The organism is Aegicerativicinus sediminis (assembly GCF_015476115.1).
GTDB classification, from domain to species: Bacteria; Bacteroidota; Bacteroidia; order Flavobacteriales; family Flavobacteriaceae; genus Aegicerativicinus; species Aegicerativicinus sediminis.
This window is the reverse complement of sequence record NZ_CP064295.1, coordinates 1638591-1653880: the sequence shown is the minus strand read 5'-3', so window position 1 is coordinate 1653880 and position 15290 is coordinate 1638591. Positions and strand designations below refer to the sequence as shown.

Below are 15290 nucleotides of genomic sequence, written 5' to 3'. Positions count from 1 at the left end.
CTTCAATTGCCATCAGTAAAGGCGTTGTAATTAAAAGGGTAATAGTAATTATTATACATCCTTAGACCAAACGATTCTCCTATTTCCTTCAGGTTCTCAGATTTTTTGGCTAAAGCCTTTCTAATTCTTTTAGCGGGTCGCCTTACTTTAAAGCTTTTGATTTTTTGACTGATTGTGAAATTGTCCATGGCATTAATTTTGACCTGAAATTACTTTAATGTATTTAACAGGTTTAACTGAAATACAAAAAATGGTAATCCATATTGATAAATGGATGTTAAACAGGGTCACTTTCAATTTACTTGGTAATTAATTTCATCCTTATCTCTCTTTTTAAATCTATAGGCTATTCCAATATTTATAAGATAGTCTGCAAAAGCTGCATCTCCTTGCCTAAATTGTCCTGTAGACTCCTGAGTTTCCAAATCAGTTAAGCTTTGCGGCCTCTCTCTTCTTAAGGCTATAGGAACATTTAAATTCAAATTAAAATTGCCTTTCATAAATGACAAACCTGGGTCAATGGAGAGCACGTTTCCGGGTCTACGAAAACCTTCGCTTTTCCCGATTACATCCTCAACTGTTACGCCTTCAAATCTAAGTCCCAACGAAGTTCCCCAATATCCCCCAAAATCGTACCCCATGCCAGCCCGGAGAGCAAATTGATCAGGTACCGACATTATAGCCTCGTTTTGTAATATTGGGCTTAGTGTTTCTCTGAAGGTGCGGATACCATTAATATTTCTTGGATTGAAAAGATAGAATCCACCACCATAAGCAAACAACTTATCTGCTATTTTTTGGTAAAATTGAATATCTATTGCAAACCCAAATCCACCATCACCAGGTTGTATTGATTGATCAACTGGTCTTGTTTGAGGACTGCCATCTGGACCGACATTGTAAAATATATCGGACGCATTGTAATTTCCAGAAGGTATTTTAACTCCAAAACCTATCGCTATGTTCCCATTAACATGAGAAACAGGCTCAAACAACCAAAATCCAGCTCCAACTCTGATATCCGCTAATCCTCTTGAAAAAGTGGTATAGCGCTCCTGTCTTCCATGCTCATATAAAGAGGACCTTGTATTTATAACGGTTGGTATGACCATATTTGCATACCATCTTTCAGACAATCCATATGTCATTATAAAGTCCCATGAATGAGAATGGTTTATCACTTCAGTATTATTTGAAATGCGATCCGGTTCCTCGTGTGTTCCCCTGAAATGGCGGAAGGATTTAAAGTACCTGTAGCTTACCCCAATTTGAATATCCCCGGTTTGCATTAGATTACTATCTAGGTGGTTACCGCTAGTACAGGAAAAATGTCTTATTGCTACACATCCCTGCGAGTACGAGTCCAATGAACAAACAATGCAACTCAAGAAAACAATAAATTGAAGTGTTTTCCACTTGAAAAAATATTTCATTTTAAATAAATGGTTGGTTTATGACATTTAAATATGTGGATATCCCAACTGATTCAGTGATAATGAAAGTTTAAAAGAGTTTAATGAAAATTTAAAAAACTTAATACATAATTAAATGTATCGAAATGGGTGTTGTTTTTTTGGGAGTATTATTCCTAAATCAAATATTTTAAATTAAAGTCAATTAGATTAGAATTTTCACCTTTATAATAAGATATTCCCAAAATTACGGATATGACATTTTTATAACCCTTTATGTCTTGTAGTGATAAAAATTCAATATCTCAGAAACTATGTTGAAAATAATTCATAATTTAAGCCTTCAATTCAGCAATATAACTAAGCTTTAAGGCTTAATTTTTAATCCTCTATTCAATCTTATATGGAAACAACATCTCTTAATAGACGTGATTGGTTAAAAAGAAGTGCTTTAACCATTGGAGGACTTTCAATCTTACCTTTAATAGGACAAGCCGAAACTCCGTTAGCTCCTTTAACCCTTGACAATAAAGGGCGTTTAACTTATAGTCCTCTTTTTAGAGAATTTACCCTTTCGAAACCATTAACCACAGCAATCAAAGCCAAATTAAATGCGAATGAAAACCCTTATGGTCCTTCCCCAAAGGCGATTGAGGCATTAAAATCCAGCGCACATTTAGGTAATAGATATGCTTGGAAAGAAATGTTCGATTTGATTGAAAAAATTTCAGACTTAGAAGGAGCCACTCCAGAAAATATAATAATGGGGCCTGGCTCATCAGATATTTTAGAGAAAGTGGCCATGGTATTTTTCAAGGATGGTGGAAACGTGGTTTCTGCAGACCCTTCCTATATGTCACTTATTCAAGTTGCCAAGGCTACAGGTGGTTCATGGAAACCTATTCCGCTAACAAAAGATTGGGAACATGACCTAGAGGCTATGGAGGCGGCTATTGATAATGAAACCAAATTAGTATATATATGCAATCCTAATAACCCAACGGGTACTATAACTAATTCTGACGCATTAAGAGATTTTTGTTCTAGGGTCTCAGAAAGGGTCCCTGTGTTTGTAGATGAGGCATACTTAGGATTTTTGGAAAATGGAATGAAACATTCTATGGTTCCATTAGTAAAAGAGGGGAAAAACGTTATTGTAGCTAGAACATTTTCGAAAATACATGGAATGGCCGGCCTAAGGGTTGGTTATGCAGTCGCTCAACCAGAAACCTTAGAACGTATTCACTCTATTACAAGAGGAGGAATGGGCATATCTTACCCTTCCATTCATGCAGCTATGGCAAGTTTAGAAGATGCAGAGTTTCTTGATAAATGCCGTTCATTAAACTCTGAAGTCAGAGATTATGTTTATACGAGCTTAAAAGGCATGGGACACAATGCAGTTCCCTCTCATACTAGTTTTATGATATTTCCTATTGAAATGGAAGGAGAAACTTTCCTAAAAGAAATGACCGCACTAGGTGTGGGGGTAAGGGCTTTTCAATTTATGGACAAAAATTGGTGTCGAGTAAGTATGGGAACCATGGATGAAATGAAATTGTTCACCGCTGCAGTTAACAAAGTATTAGTATAAATTTCCATCTTTAGTATCTAATCCAAGAGCATTTATAATATGAATATTGCACTTCAAAAAACATTGGAGCTACTTCTGATTATTGCTATTGGTGTGTTACTGCAAAGAAAAGTTCCTAAAAAAGAGCAGTTAGATGGTCTTAAGACACTAATTTTAAATGTTGCCCTTCCGGCAACAATTTTCTTAGCGCTATTAAAAATTGATTTTAACCTTAAGCTGATTGCTTTACCAATTCTAGCGCTCCTATTTAATTTTTTGATGTTTTTTGCTAGCAGGTACTTACTTCCGTTATTCATCCCAATTGAATCAAACAAAAAACGGAGAACCCTAAGTATGTTAATCCCTTCTCTGGCTCCTGGTTTATCTTGTTTTCCGTTTATCATCGCCTATTTAAGCGAAGAAGAATTAGCATTGGCTGCCTTGGCCGATGTAGGCAATAAGTTATTCGGTCTATTATTATTGTATTTAATTGCAATGCACTGGTATCATCAGAGAAAAACTCAAAAACAATTCAGGAGCAATAAAACCAAATTGATCGATTTAACCCTTACTCTATTGAAAGAGCCAATAAATGTGGTTATAGTCATTGGCCTCTTAATGCTAATAGCTGGCATAAACCTTTCAATATTTCCTGAATTTATACAAAATACCATAGATCGATTTAGTGTAATGATGGTGGCAATGGTATTGCTTTTCATCGGCTTGGCAGTAAGAATAAAATGGCGAGAATTTGGATTTATGTTTCAACTGTTAAGTTGGCGGTCCGGCATGGCCCTTCTTTTTTCGGCTATAGTTTTACTGGTAATTCCTACACCTTCATTAAGTGTAAGTCTATTAATAATTGCGTTCCCGCAAAGCGCTTGTAGTTTTTGGCCGTTTGCACATATGAATGCTGTTGATAGTCTAGAGGAAAGAGACCAAAAAACAAAAAAGACTTTCGACTTAAATTTTGCGGTTACAATTTTAGCTTGTTCACTTCCCTTTTCCACATTTATGATTATTGGGATTTTCCATTTTGGAAACTCAATTGTAGATCCATTTATATTGGGTGGTATTGGTTTAACCTTAGTTATGGTGAGTCTTATTTGTAGACTTGTATCTTATTTACGCCCTATTGTGAAAAATGCGATTGTAGAAAAGGTCGTAAATTAAGTTTACCCTCTCGATTGATTTTTCTTATCCCAACCAATATAGGCTAGCAGAGAAAGCAGGCTGAACCCTGAAATCCAAATTAACCCGGTTTTTAACTTATGAAAGTCTTGTCCAAACCAACCTATTGCCAAAATTAAGGGTAGAATACCTAGGAAAGTTGCTGAAATAAATTTTCTGTAGCCCATTTTCACCAATCCTGCTACAAAGCTTATCCCATCATTAGATAATAAAGGGGAAATTCTAGCTACAATAACAGCCCAAAAACCATAATTTTTCACATAAAAAGAAATTTTCTTCGCCGATTTAGGTCCTATTAAAGATTCAATAGCGGAGGACCCAACATAATGTGCAATCCAATAAGCCAAGGTTGAGGCTATAAAAATTCCAAGTAAGGAAAGCAAACTACCCCAAATAGGTCCGTAGGCCAACACGCATACAATCATAATCAAGGCCGATGGGATCACAAATAAAAACATTTGCACTATCATCAATAGTAGAATTACAAACGGAGCCCAAAAACCATACTGAGACACCCAGTTGGAAATTCTATTATTATCTCCTGAGGTTAAAACAGTGTATGCCTCATTAAGAAAGTTATTAAAGCCTGGCCAAACAAAATAAAGCAGAACAACAATTCCAAACACAACCAAACTAAGCACCAAAGGTAGTTTAGATTTAGTTGGGTTTTTCTTATTCCTGTCGCTCACGGTTATTTAATTATAGATTCAAAAATACAATAGGCAATAATTTTCTTTTGTTTGAAGCATTCAAAACATTGCTCTAATCAAAGGCGTAACTGATAGTTGTAAGAAATTTTTTCCTTATAGTGATATGAATGCCAAGATTTTATTATTTTTAATTCCTCACCTAAGAAACCACCAAAATAACATACATGACAAGGTCAGGCCTTCTTCTTATTATCTTAATGCTCTTGTCGTATATCTTGTTCCCACAAGATTTAGGCCAATTAAAAGCTAAAGAAACACAAATAACACAAAGCCTAGATTCGGTTCAGGTAAATACATGGAATGATAGAGCGTTTGAGTTTTATCAAGAAGCGAAGTATGATTCTACCATCGTTTTTGCTAAAAAAGCTATTCAGTTATCCGACTCCATCCACTATAAAAGTGGATTAGGTCTTGCCTATAAATATATGGGGATGGCTCATTATCAAAAAGCTGAATATGCCGAAGCGATTAGTAATTGGGAACCTGCACTGAATATTTATAGAGATTTGAAGGATGATTCAATGGTTAGCAACCTGTTAAACAATGTTGGAGCTGCTTACCAGACACTTGGAGATGACCCAACCGCCTTAAAGCTCATTTTTGAGTCTCTTGAAATTGCAGAACGTTTAAATGACAAACAACAAATGGCTTCATGTTATGTTAATATGGGGTCTGTATATATGAATGATAAAAACACCTATCCACAGGCAATTAATGCTTTAGAGCAAAGTATAAAAATATCTGAGGAAATTAATAATAAAGGGTTAGTTGGTTATTCAGAATTAAACATAGGAGATATCCTCCTTCAACAAGATAAATATATAGATGCCGCACTTCATCTGGAAAAAGCTATTGACAATTGGAAGGAAATCAACTATTTTCAAGTATCCTATGCAGAAGCAAAGATGGCAGCGGCCCAATCTAAGCTCGGTAATTATTTAGAAGCTCAAAAATATATTGAAGAAGCCATTACAACTGCAAAAGAAAATGAGGACAAGTTAACTTTGTCCGAAGCGTACAATACTTTTGGTACCATTCTATATGAGCAAGGGAAGTTTAATGCATCTATTGAACAGCACTCCTTAGCGCTTGATTTAGCTAAGGAAATGAATACTTACAAGGAAATACGAAACTCATATCGGGGGTTGGCAGATGCTAACGCAGGTTTAGGAAATTATTCAAGTGCCTACCAATTTCAACAACTTTTTACGGCAACACAAGATACCCTTAAAGACGAAGAGTACAACAATACTATGGGTATCTTAAGGTACCGTTTCAATGTAGGCGAACAAGAAAAGGAAATGGAACGGCTAATAATGGAAAATCAATTAAAACAATCCGAAATTGAGAAAGAAGCAACTGCCAGAAAATTATTGATGGCAATCTTGATTTTACTTGTTTTCATAATCGGAGGCTTTATTTTTCAATACCGTTATGTTAAAAGGTCCCATAAAAGATTAGACCGAGAAAAGAAAAGATCAGAACGTATTCTCTTAAATATTTTGCCGAAGGAAACTGCTGAAGAACTTAAGAATAACGGCTTTATAAAGGCTAAGCGATTTGAGAATGTTACCGTTCTTTTTACTGATTTTAAGGCTTTTTCTGTAGTGGCAGAAAATATATCACCGGAGGATTTGGTAAACAGTGTCGATTATTTTTTCAAAAAATTTGATGAAATTATTGAACGGAACAACTTAGAAAAAATTAAAACCATTGGAGATGCTTATATGTGTGCAGGGGGGCTGCCGTCAAAAAACCACACGCATGCTGAGGATGCATTAAACGCAGCTAGGGAAATTCTTCAATTTGTAAAAGTCACTGCTGAAGATCCACCAGATGGAATTTTCCCATTTGAAGTAAGAATCGGTCTTAATACTGGTCCGGTAATTGCCGGTGTTGTAGGAACCAAGAAATTTCAATATGATATTTGGGGGAATACTGTAAATATTGCTGCTAGAATGGAATCGAACTCAGAAGTCGGCAGAATTAACGTATCACAGCATACCTACGAACATTTAAAAGATAAAGGAATTTTCACCTACAGAGGGGAAGTAGAGGTGAAAAACCAAAAAAAATTGAAAATGTATTATATTGATCAATCAACCATTTAACAAATAAATTATAATCACGTAATACTAACATTAACCAACGAGCAATAATAAATTTTAGTAAAAATTTCTTAAGAAATCTATTGATTATTAAAGGATTATGATGTTTTTGGACGTAAATTTTTGTATTTCTATAAAAAAAAACGTTAAAATTGCATTATATTAATAGTCAATTTACTGAGATCCCTTACTGCTGTAAGTTCTTTACTGAATAGAATATATGGTATTGAAGAATAGAGAAGCCTACCCCGACATATGCTTCAAAGTCTTGGCCGATTTGGAAGAAAATCTGCCAGAACATTTAGCTTATCATTGTTTGGAACACACTATAGATGTTGCCAATGTGTGCGATTTCTATATTGACCATTATGCTATTTCCAAGCAAATGGCAGAATTGATTAGGATAGCTGCAATCAGCCATGATTATGGATATATGGATTCCCCAATTGATCATGAAGCAAAAAGCATTGAAAAAATAACCCCACTTCTTAAAGAGCATAAGTATACCGATAAAGAAATTGATCTAATTGGTGGTATGATTATGGCCACAAAAATTCCCCAACGTCCAACAAATTTATATGAGGAAATTTTAGCCGATGCTGATCTAGACTATTTAGGAAGAGGAGATTATGACGAGTTAAGCAGCAGATTATTGAAAGAATTTCTATACTACGATGTTGTCTCTAACCAAAAAGAATGGTTAGACGCCCAAATTAAATTTTTGGAGATACACCGTTACCACACTGATTTAGCTCAAAAAGAGCGGATTAAAACCAAATTAGAAAAACTTAAGGAATTAAAAGAAGATCGTTATAAACTTAACGGAACACCCTAGCAGTATTCTTTTTAACTAATCGAAAAAAGTCTGAATAACTATAAGTATTGCACTTATGGTAAGTGGAATAAAGCTGTAAACAAGATTTTTAACCGATTTATTCACGTCGCTAAATTTTTTAGACGCAATAAGTGAATTAACAAATATTTGCTCTCCTAACTGTTCATATAATTGGTTATAATCATCTAGCAACCCCATAAATTTTTTGGAGAATTCTTTTATCGTCCCATAACGTGTAACAACATCATGGAAGAAAAACATGTTATAATCGAACTTGGTTTCTATTTGGGGCATAAAGCACTTGAAACTGAAATAAATAGATCTAGCCACTAAAAACAAAAAGAGAACTAAGCTTATTATAAGAGGAACAGTAAGGGTGAAATGTTGCTCTGTCCCAACAACCACTTGAAACACCACCCCAAGCAATAATCCATAAAATGAAATGATCAAACCTGCCTTTATTTCTGAAGATCGATTTAGATTACTTATGTAGGTAATAGTTTGCCAATAAACTTCTAATTTCTCTTCAGCATGCAAATTTTTACTCATATTTGGTGGTTTTTGAAATATGAAAATAAAGGAATTATTTAGTTATCGAAAATTCGGAACTAAGATTTATTCGAATTTTAAATGAATCCATTATCAAATTATCAAGATATTATAAAAATCCTTGTTTATTTTCATTCGGAAATTATATTGTTTTATAAATGTTAATTTTTTGTTAATCTCAAGAAATTGAATGAAATTTACTCTAGGATTGTAGTACAATTCATATCTTTATGTTTCTCCCAATGTAAAGAACTATAATAGTTTAGTCCCCACTTTTTATTTTATAACAATTAAAAAAATTGCCAAGCATGGGCTCATTATTTCGCTATGGGGTTAGTTCTTCCCAATGGGGACACCATAATTTTTCATTGCCCCAATATATTTGTTTAACTGTAATTTTCCTGTATGGTTTCACTGGCTTGAGTCAGAATTATACCACTACTGGTAATTCAACAAATTGGACGGATCCGAGTGCCTGGAGTTGTAGTGGTGGGCCGTGTAATAATAACCCTTACCCTCCAAGTAATCTAAGTAATATTACGATTAACATAAACCATAATATCATTTATTCCGAGAGTAATCCTCTCAATTTAGGCAATAAGGCTAAGTTATTGGTTCAAAATGGTGCTGAACTAACAACTATTCCTAATATTAATGTATATGCAGGTTCTACTTTGGAGGTTAATGGAGGTAGTATTTCCATTGGTCCTGGCGTATTAAATAACGACGGCCAAATTATTTTAAACAAAGCCCTTTTGTTCAAAAATGGAAATGTGGTAAACAATACCATAATTCAAATGGCAAACTCTTGCTTTGTTTTAAGTAATGGTAATTTCGTTAACAACGGTAGTTTAACAGGGGATGGAAATATAAAAGTTGAAGACGGAAATATAGACAATAAGGGCACTTGGAGTGATGACATTGACTTCTACTATTCCAATAATAGCAATTTAACGGGTACTCCATCAACTGCAGAAGAAATAGATGACGCCTGTAACTGCATCATTACAAATTGTGATATTGAACCAGGTTATAAAAGTCAATTTAAAGTTGATGAGGTAATAGATCATGCACTTTTCTCACTTTTTAGCAATTATACGTTGGGGGTGAATCCCAATCCAGATATCTACGTGATAAATGATCTAAATGAAGTTTTAGTAGAAATTATTCCATTGGAAAACAAATACAGTGATGTACGATCTTTATTGGAATTAGAATACGGCATTTTTGAGTCTGATTATATCCCTGATTATTACTTTTTAGACGATGATGACAATAGGATTACCGTATTTTTTCCGATACTTAGCCTTGGAGAATTAAATTTACGTTCAGACATTATCAATAGAGTATACGTCCCATATAAAGCCACTTTAAATACCGATGCAATTGTTGGCCAAGGTGATAAAGCTCAAGGTTCAGATTTGGGAAGATTGGGATGGAACGTTAGTGGAGCAAATGTAAAAATTGGTGTAATATCAGATGCATATAATACAAAAGGTGATGCTGGGGATGATGTTACAAGAGGTGATTTACCTAATAATGTAACTGTTAGTGAAGAATTCCCCTTCGGAATAGCTACAGATGAGGGTCGAGCAATGTTACAAATTGTACATGAGGTAGCTCCAGACGCCTCACTGTTCTTCAATACCGGTTTTATTTCTGAGGGACATCTTGCCCATGCTATCGAAACTTTAACAAATGATTACAGCTGCGATATTATCGTTGATGATTTAACTTATTTAAAAGCTCCTTTTTATAGAGATGGAATTGTTTCTAAAGCCGTAGAAGCGGCGGAACAAGCAGGTGTACAGTATTTTTCTTCTGCAGGTAATTTCGGAAACAAATCTTATGAAGCGATTTACAATTCTAACGGAGGCACCCCAGATAGACATGTATATTCAACTGGGGTAACCCTACAAGATCTAACACTTAATGTTGGTAGATATATTATTGTTTTGCAGTGGGATGATGATTTTTATTCCTTAGGGAGCAACCCTGGTGCACTAAATGACCTAGATATGTATCTCGCCGATGATGCTGGCAATGTTGAATATGGGTTCAATATAAACAATCTAGGTGCAGATCCTGTTGAAGTAATGCCTTTTACAGTAATTAACAATACCACCACAAACCTTATCATCGAAAGGGCTGCTGGCAACACCCCTAACCTTAAATTCAAATACGTGGTCTTTAGGGCAGGTGATGATAATGAGTTTTTGGCAAACCCTGCATTAACCGAATCAACAGTTACAGGGCATGCAAACTCCAACAGTGCTATAACTGTTGGTGCAGTGCGTTACGATAATACACCTGCTTGGGGTGGAGTTTTAACGGCCCAACAATCATCCTCATTAGGAGGCACTCAGATATTTGGAGAATTATCACCAAGGCAGAAACCAGATTTTATGGCACCTACCGGAGTTAATACCTCCGTAAATTTAAGTGGTGATTATGCTGGTGATGACGATTCCTTCCCCAACTTTTTTGGAACTTCTGCTTCTGCACCACATGCGGCAGCTGTTGCAGCCTTGCTTTCAGAAGCCAAAATTAAGTTTGATGTGGAAGCGTTGAACCCAGGGATGGATTTTAGTATTCGCACACTCTTATCATCTAACGCCATTGACATGGAAAGCCCTGGATTCGATTATAAAACGGGGGCCGGTATGATTTCGGCGACTAATTCGCTTTATGCAATTGCCAACCCAACCCCAATATTATTCCCTCTGAGTCTAGAGGGTGTTGAGGGAGTTGATTTAACAAACGTCCATGAAGGTGGATTTACTATGGATTTTACAGGTGACTTTTTTATGGATAGTTCAATTGTTTACATGAGAGATGAGGCTTTGCCTAGCACCTTTGTGGATGAGAATACCATACAGGTGCAAATTCCTCCTTTTGAAGGCAACCCAGAATTTAAGGTTACTAATACAACCAACCCATTAACAAACGGATCAGATGGTGGTGATTCAGATATCCAAAAATTCTTTGATAACATTTTTGATGTAACTGTCGCCGTAAATGATACACAACGTAAATATGGAGAAGCGAATCCAGAATTTACTTATACAACAGCATTAGAGGGAAGTGGTGGAGAATTATCCTCTGAACAATTAGCGATATTAGATAATTTTGTCACATTAACTGCAGTTGAATCTATTGATCCTAATGATGGTTCGATAACTTCTGAAGTTAGTCCTACAACAGATATTGGATTTTATTCGATACGCCTTTCTATTTCTACTGACGATGTTACAGACAGTGCACTGTTAGATCAATTCAACCAACTTTTAGAGTTGTACAATTTTATTCCCGAATCAGGTATATTAACTATAAATGCTTTAGAAGTGGCTGTGACGGCAGGTCCTATACCAGATATCACCTATGGAGATCCTATACCACCCATAACTTACGAATATATTTTTGGTCCAGAAGGATCAGATATAATAGTCGACCCTTCGGCTCAACAAGCCATAATAAACAAGCATCAAAATGCTTTATCTGCTACAAATGGTCTTTCAGTAATTAATGGGTTATCTGTAATAAATACAACAGGTGGTGATGTTACTTTTAATGGATTATCAGTTATAAATAAGACTATTTATGTATCAAAAAGTATTCTAGAGAATGCTGAAACTGTTGAACAAAATGGTCTTTCAGTAATTAATGCTGCTCCTGATACTAAGCTTGTAAATTTAGATGCAAGCATTTTTGCACCAGATGCTATTGATTCAGGTGATTTTTCAACTAATGGCTTATCTGTCATAAATGGATTAAGCGTTATTAATGCTATTCGAAACGGGCTTTCTGTTATAAATGGATTATCCGTAATTAACGGGTTATCGGTTATCAATGGCCTGTCTGTTATAAATGGCCTGTCTGTTATAAATGGTTTATCTGTTATAAATTCAGGAGATGGATTGGAAGATACCAATGGCTTATCTGTTATTAATAGTGAAGGAGAAAACTCTATCGATAATATCTTCTCAAAATTCTTAATTGTAATATCTAATTCTGATACTGCAGATAACGGAGAGCCTATAGAATTATTTCCAATTACTGTTGTTACTAATAATACACCTACAGTACAGGCGGTACTCCCAGGAGGCAATATCGATCCTAACGTAATATTGTCAACAATACCTAGACTGTTTAATATTAACCAAAAAAATCTTTCGGTTACGGCAAATAATAAAACCATCACTTACGGCGACGCTTTACCAGAGTTCGATAGTACAATTGATGGATTGGAGTTTAATGAAACAGTTGAAAGTTTATTCCCTGAGGGTTTAAATTATGAAACCGGATGCACAGAATGCGATGTTGTTTCCAGTCCTCATAATATTTCAGTGTCTGGAACACCTTCAAACAACAACTATAATATTACTTTTAATAGTGGCAGTCTAACAGTTAACAAATTTCCTTTAACAGTAACCGTCAATGATGAGACCATAACATATGGAGGAACCGCTCCGATAGGAGGGTATACACTGTCAACAGAAGATCTTCCATTTGACGATACTTCGGCTAGTATATTTACCGATTTCAGTTACACCCCTGCAGATGCATGTACGGTAACTAGTAGTATCTCCATAAGCAACGAACAACAACCAGGTAATTACAATGTTTCTTATACAGATGGCACGCTTACTTTATTAAAAGCATCCTTGACAATTGAGGCGACTTCAGCCTATATGTATACAGGCGATACACAACCTAGCCAGGTAGATATAACAACAACCGGTTTAGTTTGTAATGATTCTGAACCCACTTTCACAAGCTACACCATTAAGGACAGCTCTGGCAATCCGGTTGAACCACCACTAGAGGCGGGCCTCTACTCAATTACCCCAGACATTTCAAGTCTAAGTGGCTATGAAGGTTATGATATAACCCTCATCCCGGGAGATTTAGTTGTTAACCAAACTGTTGGCTGTAATGATAGAATAAAAGCAACTGATGTTTGTAAAATTCTTATTAGTGATATCCCAAGCGAATTATTACCCGATGATTTACCGTCATGGGCAACAACACTTTTAAGATTTTGTTATGCTAACGATTTAGACACTCCCATTTTTATTCCAAGAGGCCCTGATAATGATTTGTTTGGTAATGCCAGAACCTTCGGAGAAGTACCTGAAATATTCTACCCAGGTGGAGCTTGTTTCGATATATTTACAGATGGCAATAACTGTCAATGGGAAGTAACAACTGGAGGATGTAATAAACCGTCTAAATCTGCTAATGGATCTAAGGCTAATCCATGCGACGCCTTAAGTATTACAGCAACTTACGTAAGTACTTCTCAACAAATAGCTCCTAACCTAACTTTAAAGGTTTATCCAAACCCGGTTAAGGATTTTGCAACAATAAACTTAGGGCAAATTGGTGAGGTGACTAACCTTAGGATCTTTAATGAAATTGGAGTTTTATTGTTAGAACGTGAGTTTAAAAACTTGAATTCTTCAAAACTTCAGATGGACCTGTCATCTTTCAAACCTGGAATTTTATTTGTAGAGATTGAAAATGATGGTGTAAAATCCATGGCTAAATTGATTAAAAAGTAACACACCAACCAAACTTTATATTTCCAAAAGGCACTCAAATAGATGGGTGTCTTTTTTTATTAAACAGAAATTCAATTTTTTTAGGTCAATTTATATTTCCTTAACGACCTATTTTTGTATTTATCGATACCTAACATTATGATAGCACCTACTATTCCACTAGACGAGCCCCAACGACTGGAAGAATTGTACAGCTTTGGTATACTTGACTCTGAAAATGAGGTCAGTTTTAACCAAATTACCGAATTGGCTTGCCAAATAACTGGTATGCCAGTTGCACTTATTTCCTTTGTTGATAAAGATAAGGTTTGGTTTAAAGCCTCATCCGGAATGAACATTTGTTCTGCTGATAGAAATTTATCTATGTGTAGTCATACGGTTGGTGCAAAAGACCATATACTAATCGTTGAAAATTTATTGAAGGATCCTCGATTTTTTGATCATCCTTTCGCACATGCAACTTCTAAACCCGTAATATTTTACGCAGGAGTTTGTCTCATTGGCCCAAAAGGTAATCCATTAGGAACCCTTTGTGTTATAGATCATAAGCCCAATACCATTAATTCTGAACAACTCAAAGGTCTGAAAACCTTGAGTGGGCAGGTAATGAAATTGTTAGAACTACATAAAAGCAATATCGATTTAAAGGAGGCGCAAAGCCGACTAAGAAGAAAAAATGAAAAATTGAAAGAATTTGCCGGCAGGGTATCGCACGATATGAAAATGCCTCTTTCAAACATAATAGTGATAACCGATTTATTACGCTCTAAGTTCAACGGTAAGATGGATCAAGAAACAAATGATTATCTATCTTATCTTAAAACATCCTGTTTTCATCTAAGCGATTTTGTCGAGGGATTGTTAGACCATTATCAAAGTGATGATTTAGCTAGAAATGCAAACGAAACTTTCGATCTAAACCAACTTTTAGAAGATATCGTTGAACTACTTAGCATAAAACACGAATGCGAAATTCACCTACCTGAGGATAATCACGAATTGCTCTGTAATAGGGCCGCTCTGCAACAAATACTTCTTAATCTAATTGGTAATGCCTTAAAATACAATGACAAAGACGTAACGGTTATTAACATTGACTGCAATCGAATTGGCGACCGCGTACATTTTGAAATAAGGGATAATGGAATGGGTATACCAAAGGAGAAGTATGAAGACATATTTCAACTATTTAGTACTGTGGGCAATTACGACAGAAATGGCAATAGAGGAAACGGCATAGGCCTATCTACTGTATTGAAACTTATTGAAACCTTAGGTGGTCATATTAGTGTCTCTTCTGAACTAGGAGAAGGAAGTTGTTTCAAATTTGATATTAAAGCCTGACAGT

At 35.5% G+C, this 15290-nt stretch carries 10 protein-coding genes; 6 read left to right on the top strand and 4 right to left on the bottom strand.

From position 1 onward, the window contains the following. Positions 1-2: 2 nt before the first annotated feature. Together ISU00_RS07120 and ISU00_RS07115 are read right to left on the bottom strand one after the other, a co-directional pair. Positions 3-188: a hypothetical protein gene (locus tag ISU00_RS07120; protein ID WP_228853362.1), complete on the bottom strand. Its 186-nt coding sequence runs from the start codon at positions 186-188 to the stop codon at positions 3-5. A gap of 105 nt (positions 189-293) precedes the next feature. Next, positions 294-1433: a hypothetical protein gene (locus ISU00_RS07115; RefSeq protein ID WP_228853361.1), complete on the bottom strand. Its 1140-nt coding sequence runs from the start codon at positions 1431-1433 to the stop codon at positions 294-296. Positions 1434-1815: 382 nt separating this feature from the next. Here ISU00_RS07115 and ISU00_RS07110 point away from each other — a divergent pair, with 382 nt between their 5' ends. Next, positions 1816-3006: a pyridoxal phosphate-dependent aminotransferase gene (locus ISU00_RS07110; protein WP_228853360.1), complete on the top strand. Its 1191-nt coding sequence runs from the start codon at positions 1816-1818 to the stop codon at positions 3004-3006. 39 nt (positions 3007-3045) lie between these two features. Beyond that, positions 3046-4158, top strand: a complete 1113-nt coding sequence (locus ISU00_RS07105) for an AEC family transporter (RefSeq protein ID WP_228853359.1) — start codon at positions 3046-3048, stop codon at positions 4156-4158. Between the two features lie 2 nt (positions 4159-4160). On the opposite strand, the gene ISU00_RS07100 is transcribed toward ISU00_RS07105, so the two are convergent. Further along, on the bottom strand, positions 4161-4865 hold the full coding sequence (locus ISU00_RS07100; RefSeq protein WP_228853358.1) for a TVP38/TMEM64 family protein: 705 nt from the start codon (positions 4863-4865) through the stop codon (positions 4161-4163). A gap of 185 nt (positions 4866-5050) precedes the next feature. Between ISU00_RS07100 and ISU00_RS07095 the strand changes: the two genes are divergently transcribed. Next, entirely contained in the window at positions 5051-6997 is a 1947-nt protein-coding gene (locus tag ISU00_RS07095) for an adenylate/guanylate cyclase domain-containing protein (protein WP_228853357.1), read from the top strand. A 217-nt stretch (positions 6998-7214) separates the two neighbouring features. After that, positions 7215-7829 (top strand): HD domain-containing protein, encoded by a 615-nt coding sequence (locus ISU00_RS07090; RefSeq protein ID WP_228853356.1) that lies wholly within the window; start codon positions 7215-7217, stop codon positions 7827-7829. A gap of 15 nt (positions 7830-7844) precedes the next feature. Here ISU00_RS07090 and ISU00_RS07085 read toward each other — a convergent pair whose 3' ends face one another. Next, positions 7845-8378, bottom strand: coding sequence for a Pycsar system effector family protein (locus ISU00_RS07085; RefSeq protein ID WP_228853355.1), 534 nt, complete (start codon positions 8376-8378; stop codon positions 7845-7847). Positions 8379-8686: 308 nt separating this feature from the next. On the opposite strand from ISU00_RS07085, the gene ISU00_RS07080 reads away from it, so the two are divergent. Together ISU00_RS07080 and ISU00_RS07075 are read left to right on the top strand one after the other, a co-directional pair. Then, on the top strand, positions 8687-13942 hold the full coding sequence (locus tag ISU00_RS07080) for an MBG domain-containing protein (protein ID WP_228853354.1): 5256 nt from the start codon (positions 8687-8689) through the stop codon (positions 13940-13942). A gap of 138 nt (positions 13943-14080) precedes the next feature. Then, positions 14081-15286, top strand: a complete 1206-nt coding sequence (locus ISU00_RS07075; RefSeq protein WP_228853353.1) for a GAF domain-containing sensor histidine kinase — start codon at positions 14081-14083, stop codon at positions 15284-15286. The last annotated feature ends 4 nt before the right edge of the window (positions 15287-15290 follow it).